This is a genomic window from Herpetosiphon geysericola (assembly GCF_001306135.1).
GTDB lineage: Bacteria > Chloroflexota > Chloroflexia > Chloroflexales > Herpetosiphonaceae > Herpetosiphon > Herpetosiphon geysericola.
In genome coordinates this window covers 222,180-237,938 of the sequence record NZ_LGKP01000011.1, presented here as the reverse complement: position 1 = coordinate 237,938, position 15,759 = coordinate 222,180, and the positions used below count along the sequence as shown (strand labels likewise).

Annotated in this window: 16 protein-coding genes and 1 riboswitch; of the genes, 8 read left to right on the top strand and 8 right to left on the bottom strand. The window is 49.9% G+C overall.

Features of this window, described 5'->3' with window-relative positions; all coding sequences use genetic code 11:
• The first annotated feature begins 38 nt into the window (after positions 1-38).
• Positions 39-1,379, top strand: coding sequence for a sensor histidine kinase (locus SE18_RS06245; RefSeq protein ID WP_152976563.1), 1,341 nt, complete (start codon positions 39-41; stop codon positions 1,377-1,379).
• Here SE18_RS06245 and SE18_RS06240 read toward each other — a convergent pair.
• Positions 1,301-1,792 carry a response regulator gene (locus SE18_RS06240; protein ID WP_054533570.1) on the bottom strand — a complete coding sequence of 164 codons (492 nt, stop codon included), beginning with the start codon at positions 1,790-1,792 and terminating at the stop codon, positions 1,301-1,303. The two genes, SE18_RS06245 and SE18_RS06240, sit on opposite strands and share 79 nt — an antisense overlap.
• A 281-nt stretch (positions 1,793-2,073) precedes the next feature.
• Between SE18_RS06240 and SE18_RS06235 the strand changes: the two genes are divergently transcribed.
• From SE18_RS06235 to SE18_RS06215, 5 genes are all read left to right on the top strand, one after another.
• Entirely contained in the window at positions 2,074-2,670 is a 597-nt protein-coding gene (locus SE18_RS06235; protein ID WP_054533569.1) for a GNAT family N-acetyltransferase, read from the top strand.
• Complete coding sequence (locus SE18_RS06230; RefSeq protein ID WP_054533568.1) at positions 2,663-3,208, top strand: DUF6886 family protein; 546 nt, start codon at positions 2,663-2,665, stop codon at positions 3,206-3,208. The genes SE18_RS06235 and SE18_RS06230 overlap by 8 nt, the downstream gene beginning before the upstream one ends.
• An 86-nt stretch (positions 3,209-3,294) precedes the next feature.
• Positions 3,295-4,365: a class I fructose-bisphosphate aldolase gene (locus SE18_RS06225; protein WP_054533567.1), complete on the top strand. Its 1,071-nt coding sequence runs from the start codon at positions 3,295-3,297 to the stop codon at positions 4,363-4,365.
• 73 nt (positions 4,366-4,438) lie between these two features.
• Positions 4,439-4,996 carry a phosphoribosyltransferase gene (locus SE18_RS06220; RefSeq protein ID WP_054533566.1) on the top strand — a complete coding sequence of 186 codons (558 nt, stop codon included), beginning with the start codon at positions 4,439-4,441 and terminating at the stop codon, positions 4,994-4,996.
• A gap of 95 nt (positions 4,997-5,091) precedes the next feature.
• Positions 5,092-5,379, top strand: a complete 288-nt coding sequence (locus SE18_RS06215; protein ID WP_054533565.1) for a hypothetical protein — start codon at positions 5,092-5,094, stop codon at positions 5,377-5,379.
• A gap of 81 nt (positions 5,380-5,460) precedes the next feature.
• Here the strand turns inward: SE18_RS06215 and SE18_RS06210 are convergent, their stop codons facing one another.
• From SE18_RS06210 to SE18_RS06195, 4 genes are all read right to left on the bottom strand, one after another.
• Complete coding sequence (locus SE18_RS06210) at positions 5,461-5,952, bottom strand: NUDIX domain-containing protein (protein ID WP_054533564.1); 492 nt, start codon at positions 5,950-5,952, stop codon at positions 5,461-5,463.
• Between the two features lie 116 nt (positions 5,953-6,068).
• The gene (locus SE18_RS06205; RefSeq protein ID WP_054533563.1) at positions 6,069-6,314 is read right to left on the bottom strand and encodes a hypothetical protein; all 246 of its coding nucleotides are present in this window, start codon (positions 6,312-6,314) and stop codon (positions 6,069-6,071) included.
• A gap of 209 nt (positions 6,315-6,523) precedes the next feature.
• Positions 6,524-7,060, bottom strand: coding sequence for a GNAT family N-acetyltransferase (locus SE18_RS06200; RefSeq protein ID WP_054533562.1), 537 nt, complete (start codon positions 7,058-7,060; stop codon positions 6,524-6,526).
• Between the two features lie 143 nt (positions 7,061-7,203).
• Positions 7,204-7,671 carry a GNAT family N-acetyltransferase gene (locus SE18_RS06195; RefSeq protein WP_054533561.1) on the bottom strand — a complete coding sequence of 156 codons (468 nt, stop codon included), beginning with the start codon at positions 7,669-7,671 and terminating at the stop codon, positions 7,204-7,206.
• 188 nt (positions 7,672-7,859) lie between these two features.
• On the opposite strand from SE18_RS06195, the gene SE18_RS06190 reads away from it, so the two are divergent.
• Positions 7,860-8,438, top strand: coding sequence for a hypothetical protein (locus SE18_RS06190; protein ID WP_054533560.1), 579 nt, complete (start codon positions 7,860-7,862; stop codon positions 8,436-8,438).
• A 62-nt stretch (positions 8,439-8,500) separates the two neighbouring features.
• Here the strand turns inward: SE18_RS06190 and SE18_RS06185 are convergent, their stop codons facing one another.
• The 3 genes from SE18_RS06185 to SE18_RS06175 all read right to left on the bottom strand — a co-directional run bounded on the left by SE18_RS06185 (position 8,501) and on the right by SE18_RS06175 (position 13,431).
• On the bottom strand, positions 8,501-9,709 hold the full coding sequence (locus tag SE18_RS06185; protein WP_054533559.1) for a winged helix-turn-helix domain-containing protein: 1,209 nt from the start codon (positions 9,707-9,709) through the stop codon (positions 8,501-8,503).
• Between the two features lie 66 nt (positions 9,710-9,775).
• A complete protein-coding gene (locus SE18_RS06180) occupies positions 9,776-10,825 on the bottom strand; it encodes an NAD(P)-dependent alcohol dehydrogenase (RefSeq protein WP_054533558.1) in 1,050 nt (349 codons plus the stop codon).
• A gap of 674 nt (positions 10,826-11,499) precedes the next feature.
• Positions 11,500-13,431, bottom strand: coding sequence for a SpoIIE family protein phosphatase (locus SE18_RS06175; protein WP_054533557.1), 1,932 nt, complete (start codon positions 13,429-13,431; stop codon positions 11,500-11,502).
• A gap of 296 nt (positions 13,432-13,727) precedes the next feature.
• On the opposite strand from SE18_RS06175, the gene hemW reads away from it, so the two are divergent.
• A complete protein-coding gene (gene hemW / locus SE18_RS06170; RefSeq protein ID WP_054533587.1) occupies positions 13,728-15,002 on the top strand; it encodes a radical SAM family heme chaperone HemW in 1,275 nt (424 codons plus the stop codon).
• A gap of 514 nt (positions 15,003-15,516) precedes the next feature.
• Positions 15,517-15,657, top strand: a riboswitch (cobalamin riboswitch).
• Positions 15,658-15,759 lie beyond the last annotated feature (102 nt).

Here is a 15,759-nt window from a genome sequence, read left to right as displayed (position 1 = left end):
GCCAACAATCGGTAGCCACAGCTATCCGTGGAGCAATCATGAAGGATGTATGGGGCAATGTATTCCGATCGTGGCTTAAGGCCTATCAACGCATTGGCCAAGAACTTGATCCATTGCCGTGGATCACATGGTTAATTGCCTGCTTTAGCGTTGGCGTGGGCAGTTTAGGGCTAGCTGGCCTCGATCAAACCACCTCAAAGAGCTTAATTTGGATCGATTTTAGCCTGGCATTGTATCTATTTTGGCTTGGTTGGTTGGTCTATCGCCGCCCACAATTGGCTTGGCCACGCTGGTTAATTGTGCTCAGCATGACCTCAACCTGTTTAATTGCGCTGAGTATTGTTAAGCTAGAAAGCGCAGCGGTTATCTTAATCACCGTGCCGATTTTGCTGGCAATTATTACAACTGGGCGCTTATGGCCAATCTTCAGCTATCCGCTTTTTCTGGTGATCGCCAGCATCTTGCATCCAGCAGGCTGGAGTTTAATTAATCCAGCGGTGATTGTCTTCAACTTGCTTTTATTTTTGACCATGTGGCAATTGCGCAGTTCGGCCAGCCGTGCCACTCAAATTCAGGTGCAGGCCGAAGCCCAGCTGGAACAAGAACAACAAGCGCGCCAATTTATTCGCTTTTTTCAGCACGAACTGCGCGGCTATAGCAGCGGCTTAGAAGGCTTAGTGCCAATGTTCGAGCGCTTTTTGGCCAATGTGCCCCAGCAGAATGCAGGCATTAGCAGCAGCGAAGCCTTGGCAGCATTACAAACCACAACCCACCAGCTTAAGCAATTAACGAGCCAATTATTAATTTTGACCCGCGAGGGAGTGTTGCAACCACAACAACTGCAAACGCTGAATGTAGCCGAGCTGTTGCACAAAATCGTCAATGAGGTGCGCGCCGCCCATCAGTTTGATCAAAATTATTTGCAGCTAGCGGGCTGCAACCAAGCCCCAATCTTAATCAAAGGCAATGATTTGTTTCTGAGCTTGGCGTTGCGCACGATTATTCAAAATTCCATCGAAGCCAGCCTGATCAGCGAGCAGCAGATTAAACTTGAATGTAGCGTTAAGCAAGCGATGGTGATTATTACGATTAGCGATCATGGCACAGGCTACCCCAAAGAATTGCTGCAACGCCTCGCTACCAATCAAATTCCAGCAGTGCTTGGCTGGAGCGGCAAGCTCGGCGGCAACGGCTTGGGCTTAGCATTAATTATGCAAGTTGCACGCTTACATCAAGGCTGGGTTAGCTTTGAAAATCACGCCCATGGCGGCGCATGTACGAGCCTCGCCCTGCCATGCATTCAAGCAATTAACGATGACGTAGCCCATGGCAAAGGCAAACCAACGCTCGTCCAGCCAGCGCCATGCAAACGTTGCTGATACATCCATTCGATCGCTTGGACAACATCACGTTGATCTAAATGCTTGCTAATAAAACCATCGAAGCCGACCGAACGAAACAACGAATCAACATCTTCATAGGCGCTCCAGCCAATCAGCAAGGCTTCGGGATGCAAGGCTGGGTGCAAGCTGCGGCTGGTACGCAAGCGATAAATAATGTGCAGCGGCGTGCGCCCAACCATCGCATAATCAACCACCATCAAACGAATACTTTGCGGCGGATACAAACCTAATTGGCGTTCGAGATCGCCCACCGAACTAACGCGATCGCAACTATAACTAAGGTTGCGTAACAAGCTTAGTTGTTGGTCGGCAATCGCTGCTTGTAAGCCCAAGGCTGCGGCTGGCTGATCGTCAACAATTACCACATACGGTTGATTTGGGAGCTGCATTTTGGGTTCCTTTCAGAGCTTTTTTATCAGCGTTGTAAGGTCAATCCATGCGTTTTAAGCGCGTTGCATGGCTACGATGTGGGTTGTTCGCTTGATTATACTGTGATTCAAGTGCGAAAACTACCATCAATAGTCTGAATCCTCAAATTGGCTGAAAACGCCCAAACGCTGGCAACCCAGGGCTTTGAGGCTACGCCAAAACTCAGTCGCAAAACCGATGCTTGCGCGCCTGCAAGGCCTATAATCAATAATCACAATTGCAGCCTTGTAGAAGGGTCGTTATGAGCAGTGAAAATCCAGTTTATCCAGTGGTAACGGGCCAACAAATTTATTTTGCGACCCTACGCCATGAGCATGTTCCGCTGTATGTGCGGTGGTTTAGCGACCTTGGCATGACCGCCAATTTGGGCGCAATCGGTTTTGCCGCCACGCTCGAAGATGAAGAAGCCTGGTATCAACAAGCGTCCAAGCAAAATGCTGAACGGATTACCTTCGCGATTCATATCAAAGAAACTCACCAGCCGATTGGCAACATTAGTTTGTTTGAAATCAATCATCGGCGCCAAAGCGCTGCGCTGGGCATTTTGATTGGCGAATCGAGCCAACGCAGCAAAGGCTATGGTACCGAGGCTGTGCGCTTGATGGCCGAATATGGCTTTTTCTTCCTCAATTTGTACAATATTAAGCTTTGGTATTACGGCTACAATACGCGCGCTGGCCGCGCTTACGAACGGGCTGGCTTTCGCGAGGCAGGTCGGGTACGCGGCGCGATTCCGCTTGGCAATCAACGCTACGACGAAATTTTGATGGATATTGTGCGCGATGACGTTGATTTGCGGACTATGAGCATGCTTGTGCCAGGAGCGAATCATGGCTAAATTGTGGCAGCCACAATCTGAGGCGCTCTATCATCTCAGCGAAGATGCCACGATTAGTCAATTTACGCCACGTCCGCATCCGCGCCAAGCTGAACATCCAGATTTAGTGTGGGCAATTCAAGGCAGTCATGTGGTCAACTATTTGTTGCCACGTGATTGCCCACGGATCTGTATTCGCTGCGATCAGCACACCAGCCCAGCGGATCAAACGCGTTTCTTTGGGCTAAGCACCGCCCCCACGATTATTGCAGTTGAGCATATTTGGCTCGAACGGATTCGTTCAACCAAGCTGTATGCCTATGAATTTTCGCAGGCTGATTTTCAGCAATCAGATCCAGCGGCAGGCTATTGGATCAGCTTGCGCACGGTCAGGCCAGGAGCACTGCATCCAATTGACGATTTATTGGGGCAACTAGTGGGTTTGGGAGTTGAATTGCATATTATGCCAAATTTATGGCGCTTGCAGCAGGCAGTAGCCCAATCAACATTGCAATTTTCGATGATTCGCATGCGCAATGCTCAGCCTAGTAGCGAATAGGTCACTATGGGTAGTGTTTCCTCACCCCAGTGGTTGCGCGCGGCATGCTATAATGGGCGCGTTGTCAGCCATAAGGAGCATTCTCAATGATTGACCGTATTGCAGCATTATTAGGCGATGAAGCATCGTCACTCTTAGAACATCAATCGAAAACGATTAGCAAAGATTTGATCCATCAACCAGGGCCAGATTTTGTTGATCGGGTCTGGACGGCCTCAGATCGCAGTATTCCAGTATTGCGCAGCTTGCAAAGCCTCTATGGCACAGGCCGCTTGGCCAACACTGGCTATCTTTCAATTTTGCCAGTCGACCAAGGCATCGAACACTCAGCTGGTGCTTCATTTGCTCCCAACCCTGCCTATTTTGACCCAGAAAATATTGTCAAACTTGGCATCGAAGGTGGCTGTAACGCCGTTGCCTCAACCTTTGGTGTATTGGGCGCAGTTGCCCGTAAATATGCCCACAAAATTCCGTTTGTGGTCAAAATCAACCACAACGAATTTTTGTCATATCCCAACAAGTTCGACCAAATCTTGTTTGGCACGATCAAAGAAGCTCACGAAATGGGCGCGGTTGCAGTTGGCGCAACGATCTACTTTGGCTCAGCAGAATCTGGCCGCCAAATCGTCGAAGTTGCCCAAGCCTTCAAAATGGCCCACGAGTTGGGCATGGCCACAATTTTGTGGTGCTACTTGCGCAACAATGCCTTCAAAAACGAAACCACCGATTTCCACGTTTCAGCAGACTTGACTGGCCAAGCCAATCACTTGGGAGTAACGCTCGAAGCCGACATTATCAAGCAAAAATTGCCTGAAAACAACGGCGGCTACAACGCAGTTACCTCAAAAGACAACCCCTATGGCAAAACCGACAAGCGGATCTATAGCGAATTGACCAGCGATCACCCAATCGACTTGGTACGCTATCAAGTTGCCAACTGCTATATGGGCCGCGCTAGCTTGATAAACTCAGGTGGGGCTTCAAGCGGCGAAAGCGACACCGCCGAAGCAATCCGCACCGCCGTCATCAACAAGCGTGGTGGTGGGGCTGGCTTGATCTCAGGCCGCAAAGCCTTCCAACGCCCAATAGCCGAAGGTGCAGCCTTGTTGCAAGCCATCCAAGATGTGTACTTGTGCGAAGACGTTACCATCGCCTAAACCGCGCTGAATCAGCCAAATCGAGCGAGTGCATAGCCACGCTATGCGCTCGTTTTTCAATGGAGCACACTTTATGGCATCGTATGATTATCGCACCCGTCGCGGCGTTGACCCGATTAGTTGGCAGCGGTTCGAGGAAATAACTCGCCAACTAGCCATGCAAATTGCCCCATGGGGACCAGAATTGATCTTGGGGATTGCGCGAGGTGGCTTATTTCCAGCAACCTTGCTTTCTTACGCCTTGCGCCGCGAACTCTACCCAATTCGCTTAACCAGGCGCTTTGAAGATCAAGTTGTGCGCCGAGATCCATCGTGGTTGGTCAAACCACCAGCAAAAGTGCGCAATCGGCGGGTGCTGATTGTCGATGAGATGGCTGATTCGGGCCAAACGCTGTTGGTTGCTGGCTTGGTTGTGCGCGATATGGGTGCTGCTGATGTCAAAACTGCTGCCTTATATGCCCATACCTGGGCTAGCCCACGGCCCGATTATGTTGGGCTACTCTCAGATCAATTGATTATGAACCCATGGGATAGCGAAATTTTGCAGGATGGTCACTTTGTGCAGCACCCTGAATATACGGCAGCAATTCGTGCCCAAGATGATGCTGAGCAAGCGCCTGATTCGCAGTGAAACTATAGCAAAGTAGGACTGTTGCACTATAGGCAAATGCAACAAAATCTACTACATTGCAGCATAATCGTTAACTTTTTTAAGGACACGCATCTATGCGGGCATTGGTTGTTAGCAGTTTAAGCATTTGCTTTACGATGCTGCTGGTGGTTGCGCTATTAACGGCACAATCATTGGCCGGGGTAGAGCAAGCCCAAGCACAGACGATTGAGGCACACCAAGCCGCTCAGACATTCACGCTTCGCCTTCACCACACAGCGGCCAACGTCGCGTTATATCAAATCATTGATCATGGAGCTAGTGGCATTCACGCTGCCGCACACCAACCACTTGAAATTCCTAGCGCGCTCTTGGGGCCATATCAACTGACGATGCAACGCTAAGCGTTGGCAATTCAACCCTCAATTGATTATGAAAACTGGCTGCTTCTGGCATTATTGGAAGCAGCCACTATGTTGCCAAGTTCAAGCTTGCAAGCGCTCAAAATAGGCCTGCATAGCCTCGTTGTGCAACGGAAACGCCAACACTTGCGGGCGATCAATCACGACTAATTCTTCGGTTTCGCTGCGATCAAAATCAGTTGGAATCGCGGCGCGGCTGATTGGCTCGGCCAAGCCAAAAATCAAAATCATGCCATCAGGTGTGCTACGCGTCCACCAATCGCGAATGCTTTGCACCGCAAGCTGAATATTGGTTTCCTCGAACACCTCACGCACGCCTGCTGCCTGCCAACTCTCATCGAAATTGACAAAGCCACCAGGCAAGGCTAATTGGCCTTTGCGTGGCTCGATTGCACGGCGTACCGTCAACAAGCCATTATCAACTGGCACTAAAATAACGCTGACCGGAATTGGGTTTCGATAGGTGGAATTGCCACAAACGCGACAGTTGCGCGGAAAGCCTTGCAACCGATCGAATGCCGCCCCACACCAATGGCAATGCTGAAATGCTGGCATGCAAAATACCTCATCAGATAGTTATGCTTGGGCTAGCTTAAACGAGCCACCCTAAAAAAACAACAGCGTATCGCCATTGATACGCTGTCCAATCGCCCATCGTGTTCTATGCTTCATTACAATAAGGCTGCTCCATGGTCAACCAAAATCGACTGAATGCGCCCACGGGCGGTAGCGGGATCGTGAAGTTGGGCAACAGGCACTTCTAACCGAAAATGACAGCCATCACGAACATGTTCATCTGGATGCCAATAGATCCTGGTAATGTTGAGGCTGGTGCGAATACTGCGCATTGCTCGCCATAAAACCGGAACGGTCGCTTCCACTGGTACTACAATAAAGGCACTCGAATCAACGGCCATGCCGAACCTCCTTTGGGTAGAATCACCCATGTGGTATAGGACAGATGTTTTGGCGATTGTAACGACGCAGTGTAGCAAGCTTTGCCCAAGATTTCAAGCCCTTTGATCCTAGATTATGGTGAGCAACGAGTAGTACTTTCTCACCCCTTGGCAGTATAGCTATATATCCAGCTTAATCAAGCTTAATTTTTAATCAATTTCGCTTATGCTCATTCATTACTCGAACACATGATCAACTGATCGGCAAAATCATCTGGTTGCTGGGATTGATCGAGGCCTAAGCGCCAAATTTCTTGCACACACTGCCAGCCTTGCGCTTGATAGAAGCGTTTGGCGCGATGATTGCTCGCAGTTACATACAACTGGATGCGTTGATACCCTTGCTTGCTAGCCCATGCTTGGGCTAGCTTGAGCAAGCTTTGCGCCACGCCTTGGCTACGATAATCTTGCTCAACATACAATGCCAGTAACTCGGCCCAACGGCGGCGTTTAAATAAGGCTGAATCTTGTTGACCAGTGACGATCAACAGGCCAATTGGCCTGTTACCATGCCATGCTAGCATCGTTATCCCACTGGTATCCAGCACTTGGTTGACTAAAAAATCATGTAACAGCTCGCGCCAATCTTCGGCTAAGCCAAAGTAGGGGTCAAGCAATGTGTTATAGTGGTGTAAGGCTTCAAACAAGTGAGCAACCGCCCATTCTTCGTCTGCCTGCACTGGGCGAATTTCAAAAGCAATCTTCATAGTGGCTACGATATCCTTTATGCCTGCAAATAATCAGCATTGATTCTACTAGGTTCATCCAGCAATTGGATAGTGCAGCACTCAGCACAAAATAGGCCATTCCAAATTGGAATGACCTATCAGTATACCAGCAACGACGCTTTTTAGCGGCTCACAAAACTCCAGATCGTTCCATCCCAGCCATAAGTCGTACCATCCAAGGCTGGGCAGGCATGGCCAAGATACTGATCGAGGGTAGTTTGCCAAAAGGCGAGGCCAGCAGCATTGCTCGCTAAACAGCGAATTTCCCACGTCGCCGGAAAGCGATCGAACAAGAGCCACGCGGTTTGGCGTGCAGCACCTTGACGTCGAACAGTTGGCTCAATGTAGAATTCAGCAATCGCCAAGCTAGTTTGGGGCAACAAAGCATAACGATTCAACAGCACAAAGCCAATTCGCTGCTCTTCTTGCACAATCCACAACGGCACGCGCTCAGGATCTGCCCAATAGCTCGCCAAATAGGGATACGCTGGCCCTGACGCAGGATCAAGCTCGGCCAGATAATCTGCAAGCAACGCTGCTAATTGGGCTTGATGCTCAATCAAAATTGGCCGCAGTTGAATGGGTTGCATACAATTCCTTCGGAATACATTACTAGGATGCTACCCTTGAATGGGTTAGCTGCACTGAAGCTGCAAGCAACCTGCTGTTATGCTGCTCCACACTCCACCCCAATTTCCATATGCTAACACTGGATCAACAAAAGGACTCAACTAAGATGTCGTCAACATCCTAATTGAGTTTATTTGGAGGAAAGCGCATGATTTTCAAACGATTGGCAGTGTTTGCCTTGCTACTTGTTGGTTGTGGCAGGGTTGTCGAGTTTGGGCAAACGAATAATATACCCTTCGACTTTCCAACAGTCCCGCCGCATATTCCTCATTATGAAGAATTTGGCTACTATGCTGATTGGCAGCTTCAACCATTAGCCGATCCAGCACGGATTGATATCAGAATTACCCTCTATCATTCGCTCTGGTTTGAGCACGTGACGGCGGTCATCAGTACAGGTCACCAGATTGATACCCAATTGCAACCGCTTGCCACAACGGCGATTGTACCGAATGTACCATTCATTGTTGATCTCTCGGTTGATCGTAGCCGCTTGCAACCCGATAACAAAATTATGATTGTGCTGAATGGCCAATCAAGTGCGACGTGGATTAATGACATAGAGATGCGGCAGTATCTTTCGCTCACCAATCATGAGTATGCACTCTATACCAATCCCATCCATGAACCAATCCCTATGTCTCCTATGATCGAAACGCTTGATCCTTCAATTCCTACGCCCTATATTCTGCCCAACGGTCGGGTACTGCCAAATGGAAGCAAATAAGCGTAAAACTAAATCACAAATTTAATTATGTCAATAAAATCCAAAAAATGCCACAGCGTGGCCTAGCTAATTCGCGCTTGAACTTCGGCGGCAACCTGCGGCGGGTCGCTCATGGTGATGCTGATCGTTGGCGTGCGATGCCAGTTGGCACAATCGCGCAGCATCACGGCCAAATCGTCATACAAGGCTGGGCTTGGTGTGATGTTTGGCTCCAAATGCAAAGCATGGACGCGAAAAATGTCTGCACTACGTTCAGCCTTGGCATCAATCCGCCCAATCACTCGATCCTTCCAGAGAATTGGCAAGGTGAAGTAGCCATAACGGCGCTTGGGTGCTGGGGTATAGCATTCGATTTTATAATCAAACTGCCAAAAATCCATGGTGCGCTGGCGATCCCAAATTAGGTTATCGAAGGGCGAAAGCATGGTGGTGAGGCTTGGGGTTGGCGTTTGCTCCAGCAAATGGCGCTGATCATGATGGATATAGGCTGGCGCACTCCAACCTTCGACGTTGACCTCGATTGCTTTGCCTTCGGCGGCCCATGTTTGCAGACGTTCCTTGATGCCTGGGCGGCGTTGGCGAAAGTAATCGGGCAGATGGCGCTCGCTGGCAATGCCCATTGCGCGCAAGCCGCGCTCGCTGAGCTGCTCGGCTGCATCCTCGAAGCTCGGGGTGTCGCGATCATCCCAATTGGGCATAACCCGCTCGGTCAGCTCATAAACGCGCTGGAATTTTTCGCGGCGGATAATCATTAACTCGCCCATGCTCCACAACAAGTCGAGCGCCGATTTGGCAGGCTTCCAATTCCACCAGCCGCCGCCAGCGTGATCAACAGGCGCTTCAAAATGCGCCGAGCGCAATGGGCCACGCTCACGAATCGTCGCAAGCACATGATCAACAACCTCTTTATGTTCTTCAAGCCATTGCCGCGCCTTGGGCCAGCCGTGGGTGGTATAGCGCAACATCGCCGGACGCAGCAAAGGAAATAATTCGATCGGCAAGAATGAGGCTGCATGGGCCCAATATTCAAATAATTGGCCTGCCGGAAACTGCAACTGATCAAACCAGTCTGGATCATAATTGCCCAAACGGCTCCAGAGCACAAAATAGGGCGCACGCGCCACAACATTGATCGTATCGATTTGGACTATTTGCATGCGCTTGATGGTTTGGTGCAAGGTTGCTTGATCAACAACGCTTGGGCGGCGATCTAAGCCTTGGGCGGCAATCGCAATTGCCCGGGCTTGATCAAGCGAAATAGTGGGTGTCATGAATCATCCTTAATCCAAGCGCCAACAGCCGCAGTGTATTTGCAACTGTTGGCAACAAGCAACTGCTTATTCTGCTTTCAAGCTAGCGAGGTCGATCACAAAGCGATATTTGACATCACTTTTGAGCATGCGGTCGTAGGCTTGGTCGATCTGTTGCACGCCAATCAGCTCGATATCGGCCAAAATATTGTGTTCAGCACAAAAATCAAGCATCTCTTGGGTTTCAGCGATCCCACCGATCAATGAGCCAGATAACTGACGGCGGCGAAAAATCAGGTTGGGATAGCTCGGGGTTGGATGGGGATTTTCGGGAACGCCCACGAGGCAAAGCGTCCCATCGCGTTTCAAAAGGTTCAAATAATCATCAAGATTATGTGAAGCTGAGACGGTATTGAGGATAAAATCAAAGCTATTGCGTTGGCTGCGCATCGCAGCAGGATCTTTGGAGATAACCACCGTCGCGCCTAGGCGCTCAGCATCGGCAGCTTTATGCGCCGAAGTGGTGAAGAGCACGACTTCAGCACCCATAGCTTTGGCAATTTTGACCCCGATATGGCCAAGGCCGCCTAAGCCAACTACGCCAACTTTCTGGCCTGGCTGCACATTCCAATGGCGCAATGGCGAGTAGGTGGTGATGCCAGCGCAGAGCAATGGGGCAACCCGAGCCAAATCCAAATGATCGGCGATGCGCAACACAAAATTCTCAGTAACCACAATCTGGCTTGAATAGCCGCCATAGGTCACGCCGCCAGTGTGCGCATCTGGACTATTGTAGGTATAAGTGGTTTTGGGGCAAAATTGCTCTTGCTGATCGTGGCAATCGGCACATTGGCCACATGAATCGACCATACAGCCTACGCCAACCGTATCGCCAACCTGAAATTTGCGTACCTCTGAGCCAACGGCCAGCACGCGGCCAACAATTTCGTGGCCAGGCACAATTGGGTAGACGGTGCCATCCCATTCGCTACGTGCTTGATGCAAATCAGAATGGCAAATGCCACAGTATAAAATCTCAATTTGAACATCAGTAGGCGTTAAATCGCGGCGCTCGAATTCGAAGGGGGCAAACGGCGCAACGTGATTAAATGCAGCATAGGCTTGGGTTTTCAGCATGGGCTTCCTCCTACAACAAAACATATGTGCAGTTTACCGAAAAAACGCCGATTGTGCATGTGGCCTAAGGCTTATTTCATAAGAATGAAGGATGAATTATGAGGGATGAAGTCAAAAAAGAAGAACATAGAGCATAGCATTTGGGGATCAGGGGTCGGGGGCTGAGGATCAGGCTATAGGCTCTTGGCTATTGGAATAGAATCAAGCGAATCTGTGGAATCTGTGGCGAAAAAACGTTCTTCGTGCTCTTCGTGGATCGACCTTCGCGATCTTCGCGATCTTCGTGGTTTCGATCAGCAAACTCCTGATCTCTGACCCCCAACAACCGATCCCCAATCAGCGTTTCGCCACCCTTCCGTCCCTCCACCGGAGGGAAACGCCGGGGGTTTTCATCCCCCAGCACCCCCTAATGTTTATGTTGTGGATTGTTATGTGTTTGAGAAATTTCCCACCTTTGCATTCTTTGTGGTTTCAATCGACGTGGAGCATGATGGTTAACGCAGAGGATACATGGCTACGGGCTATGGGCTTTTGGGACTATGAATCTAAGCCAAAAAACTTAACCTTCGTGTCCTTTGTGCGCTTCGTGGATCAATCTTCGCGATCTTCGCGTGCTTCGCGGTTTCGATCAGCAAACTCCTGATCTCTGCCCCCCAACAACCGATCCCCAATCCCTACCTTTGCAGCCACAAAATTGTAATATCATCGACGGGCGTGCGTTCAGCCATAAAATTGCTAATTTGTTTGAATAAATGCTCGTGATATGGCTCGATAGCTGGCCAGTGGCGATAGCCAGCCAACATCGTTGTGAGCAACTCGAAGCCGAGCATTTGGTTAGTGGGGTTGCGGGCTTCGACCACGCCATCGCTCACAAAAACCACATGATCATCAGGTTTGAGCTGAATGCTTATTTCGTGATAACGAACATCGGGGCGCGAGCCAATGGGCAAGCCAACAACCTCAATTTCCTCAAGCAACCCAGCGCGGAGTAAGTAAGGCATAACCATGCCAGCATTGGCAATCTCCAAGCGTGCATTGGCTTGATCATAAACCGCATATAGCACCGCAGCATTCATGCGATTAGCTTTGAGCCGTTCGATCAACAATGTGTTGAGGGTTTGCAGCAAAACAGCTGGTGAACTGCCTTCGCGAGCGCGTTCTTCCAAGGTGCTTGAAACCAGCGCCATCATCAAGGCTGCACCAACACCCTTGCCCGAAATATCGCCAATCGCCATGCCAACCCGACCATTGCCAAGATCGACAAAGCTATAGAAATCACCGCCAACTTCTGCTGATGGCAACGAATAGGCATTAGCACGCAAAATATCGGGGTTCCACGGCGGACGCTGCGAGAGCAAGCCAATTTGAATATCGTGGGCGAGTTTAAGCCCTTGCTGCAAATAATCATTCTTCTCTTGGAGTTGATCAGTGAGTTGCACCAATTGTTGATAGGCTAGGCGCAATTCGTTGGTGCGCAACGCAACTTGGTCTTCGAGTTGCTCACGGTTAGCACGCAGCTGCTTGGTCATCCGAGTAAAACTGCGAATTAACAAGCCCAATTCATCATCACGCGCGGGCAAATCTGCTTGTTGCAAATTACCTTCGGCAACTTGAACCGCAGCTTCGGTTAATTGGGCCACAGGCACAACGACCTGCCGCATCAAGGCAAACACCGCCAACAGCGCCAAGCCCTCTAAAACCAGGCCAATTGTAACAATTACAATACTGAGTTCGCGGGCAGGAGCAAAGGCCTCAGCTTGAGTAACTTCGCTCAACAAAATCAGATCGCGGCCTTCGAGCCAATGGTAGACCCCAACCACTGCTTCGCCAGCGTAGTTTTGATATTTGGCAACGCCATTTTGGCGCGCCAGCGCCTGCTGAATGCCATATGAATCGACGACGATTGGCATGCCAGGTCGGCCAAAGCGTTTACTTGAAACAAAGCGTTGCTTGCTATCGACCAAATAGGTTTCGCTGCTACGGCCTAAGCCAACCCGTTGAACTAAAATATCATCAAGCCGCGATAAATTCACGTTCGCAGCCAAAATTGCATAGACATTGTTATCGCGGTCAAAGAGCGGGCTAGCAATCGTCATCGTGGGAATATCTGCATCGTTGGGGTAGATATTTTCAATGTATAAGCCAAATTGGGCGACACTGGTATATTGAAGGCCAGTAATAATCGTACCTTCGTGGAGCGGATCAGTTGAGAAAATGACTCGCCCAACTTGATTGAGCACAAAAATCTCGTCGAATTTGGTTTGATTTTTCACCACTGAGCGCAGGTAGGTCGAAAGCGTATCGTAGGCGCTATTGGCTTCGGGGCTGACCAGCTTGGCGTTGGCAAGCATGCTTGCGTTGCTGCGCACCAAAGGCAAGCCCGCCAACAACTGCACCTCTTTGCGCTGATCGTCGACCCAGCGCTCGATTTCTTGTTCTTTGAGCGAGGTGGCAATGCTCAGCCGTTCAATTACCGATTGCTCGATAACGCGGCGGCCAAGCCAATAGGCCGTCAAGCCTAAGAGACTTACAGCGAGTGTAGCTACCAAACAAAACATTGCCACTAAGCGGGCAACTAAGCTACGTTTAATTAAGCGCCGCACCATAAACCTCGCGCACCATAGCTAGCTCGCGCATCGGCCCCATTGTAGCAGTAAATAGAACGCAGGAGAACATAGAGCAAAGAACATAGAACATAGGGATTGGGCTATAGGCTGATGGCTTTTGGCTATGGGAGATTTGTTGAAATGGCAACAATTGTTCCGATAGCTCAACGCCTATAGCCAATAGCCTCATTCCCCTTCGTGCTCTTCGTGCTCTTCGCGGTTTCAAGCTTCGTGCACTTCGTGGATCAAACTGCTGCTTCATGGCGCAAAGGCTCAAATCGCACTACAATAGTGCCATGACAACACACGATTTAAAACATCTCTACATTCATATCCCATTTTGCCAAACCCGTTGTGCCTATTGCGATTTCAATACCTTTGCCAACCGCGAAGATTTTATGCAGCGTTATGTTGATGCGCTGTGCTTGCATCTCGAACGCATGGCCAGCGGCGAAACGAGCGTTGACCCAAGTTGGCCAAAAACAGCAACCCAAACAATTCCGTGGGCCAGCTATGAGCTGCAGGATCTCACAGGGCCGTTGCAGCAGGCCGATTTACCAGCCACCGTCTTTTTGGGTGGCGGCACGCCAACCGCACTCCCCTTGCCCTTGCTTGAACAACTGATGCAAACCGTTGGGCGAATTATTCCGCTTGCGCAAGCAGAAGTGACCAGTGAGGCCAACCCAGGCACGGTGCTTGATCATGAGTATTTGCGGGCTATGCGTTCAATGGGCATCAATCGCCTAAGCATGGGCGTCCAAACCCTGCATGACCCAACTTTACGGGTATTGGGCCGGATTCATACTGCAAGCGAGGCCTTTACTTCGTATCAGGCAGCACGAAAAGTTGGCTTTGACAATATCAATCTTGATTTTATGTTTGGCTTGCCGGGCCAAGATATTGCCCAATGGCGCTCGATGCTCAAAGAAATTGTCAGCTGGGATACCGAACATTTTGCCCTCTATTCGCTGATTGTCGAGCCAAGCACGCCACTGGCAGCGCAAGTGACCGCTGGCCGCGTGAGCATCCCCAACGATGATGCAACTGGCGAGATGTATGAGGTAGCGATGGAGATTTTGGGTGCAGCAGGCTATGGCCATTATGAGATTTCTAATTGGGCCAAAACCAAAAGCCCACATTTCAACCCCAGCGAACGCTTGCCAGCCTATGCTTCGCGCCACAACGTCGCCTATTGGCTCAATGCCGATTACTTGGGCGTTGGCGCTGGCGCACATAGCCATTGGCGCGGCTGGCGCTGGGTTGATCAACGGGTGTTGGAACCATTCGCTCAGCAGGTTGAACGCGGCCAAGCACCATTGGTTGATGCCCAAGCAAGCGAGCCAACCGACCGTAATTTTGAAACGATTATGATGGGCTTGCGGCTCAATTGTGGCTTAGGCTTTGCCCATTTTCAGCAACGCACCGGCCACGATTTGCTTGAGCAGTATCAACCAGTAATTGATAAATTAGTTGAACAAGGCATGCTCGAACAAACTGCAAATGCCATTCGCTTTACGCCGCGCGGGCGCATGGTCGGCAATCAAGTCATCGAACGCTTTTTAGTCGATTGAGAACGAGGGGTCAGTCGATTAGTTATTTGTAACCACGAAGGACACGAAGCGCACGAATGCTGGGTTCTGAATTCTATAGGATTTGAACGCAATTCAGACATTCATCCAATGTAACTTCGTGTCCTTCGCGCTCTTCGCGGTTAACATTTTCATCCTTCATCCTTTCATCGCTCTGCGCCGCTGCATTAAATATTTTTGCTTTCTGACTTTTGACTTTTGACTTTTGCTTTCATCCCGCATACTTTCTTTTTCTCTGCTCCTCTGCGTTAAGCAATTGATCCACGAAGCACACGAAGAACGTTTTTAGCCACAGATTCCACAGATTTTTATGATTATCTTCTTGCTAGCCCAAAGCCAACAGCCCATAGCCAAAGTTCTCTGTGCCGCTGCATTTTGACTTTTGATTTCTGCCTTCTGACTTCTGACTTGGCCTTTCATCCCTCATCCTTCATCCTTCATCCTTTCATTGGCCTTTTGACTTTAACTAGGGGTTGCCCGTATAATCACGACTGCAATTTACAAGTTTGTTTGTGGTGCGTTGCTGTCCCGGATGACACACGCGCAATGGGGGAAGCCAGTCTAAGTCTGGCGCTGTCCCGCAACGGTAGGAAGCTTTGCTTCAAGCCCGATAACCCGCCACGAACTCATCGACACTCCAACATTTCCCTCGCGGATCAGGGAAGGAGTTGCTAGACCCTGCTGGGTTTAGCGCCTCTTTTCCTCTTTGGCATGAGCCGAAGAGGTTTTTTCTTGGCTG

Bases quoted from the DNA above. Each gene is read 5' to 3' on its own strand.
- SE18_RS06210 (WP_054533564.1), bottom strand. From the start codon at position 5,952: ATGCCAGCATTTCAGCATTGCCATTGGTGTGGGGCGGCATTCGATCGG.
- SE18_RS06185 (WP_054533559.1), bottom strand. From the start codon at position 9,709: ATGACACCCACTATTTCGCTTGATCAAGCCCGGGCAATTGCGATTGCC.
- SE18_RS06190 (WP_054533560.1), top strand. From the start codon at position 7,860: ATGATTTTCAAACGATTGGCAGTGTTTGCCTTGCTACTTGTTGGTTGT.
- SE18_RS06205 (WP_054533563.1), bottom strand. From the start codon at position 6,314: ATGGCCGTTGATTCGAGTGCCTTTATTGTAGTACCAGTGGAAGCGACC.
- SE18_RS06215 (WP_054533565.1), top strand. From the start codon at position 5,092: ATGCGGGCATTGGTTGTTAGCAGTTTAAGCATTTGCTTTACGATGCTG.
- SE18_RS06230 (WP_054533568.1), top strand. From the start codon at position 2,663: ATGGCTAAATTGTGGCAGCCACAATCTGAGGCGCTCTATCATCTCAGC.
- SE18_RS06220 (WP_054533566.1), top strand. From the start codon at position 4,439: ATGGCATCGTATGATTATCGCACCCGTCGCGGCGTTGACCCGATTAGT.
- SE18_RS06195 (WP_054533561.1), bottom strand. From the start codon at position 7,671: ATGCAACCCATTCAACTGCGGCCAATTTTGATTGAGCATCAAGCCCAA.
- SE18_RS06245 (WP_152976563.1), top strand. From the start codon at position 39: ATGAAGGATGTATGGGGCAATGTATTCCGATCGTGGCTTAAGGCCTAT.
- SE18_RS06225 (WP_054533567.1), top strand. From the start codon at position 3,295: ATGATTGACCGTATTGCAGCATTATTAGGCGATGAAGCATCGTCACTC.
- SE18_RS06200 (WP_054533562.1), bottom strand. From the start codon at position 7,060: ATGAAGATTGCTTTTGAAATTCGCCCAGTGCAGGCAGACGAAGAATGG.
- SE18_RS06180 (WP_054533558.1), bottom strand. From the start codon at position 10,825: ATGCTGAAAACCCAAGCCTATGCTGCATTTAATCACGTTGCGCCGTTT.
- SE18_RS06175 (WP_054533557.1), bottom strand. From the start codon at position 13,431: ATGGTGCGGCGCTTAATTAAACGTAGCTTAGTTGCCCGCTTAGTGGCA.
- SE18_RS06235 (WP_054533569.1), top strand. From the start codon at position 2,074: ATGAGCAGTGAAAATCCAGTTTATCCAGTGGTAACGGGCCAACAAATT.
- hemW (WP_054533587.1), top strand. From the start codon at position 13,728: ATGACAACACACGATTTAAAACATCTCTACATTCATATCCCATTTTGC.
- SE18_RS06240 (WP_054533570.1), bottom strand. From the start codon at position 1,792: ATGCAGCTCCCAAATCAACCGTATGTGGTAATTGTTGACGATCAGCCA.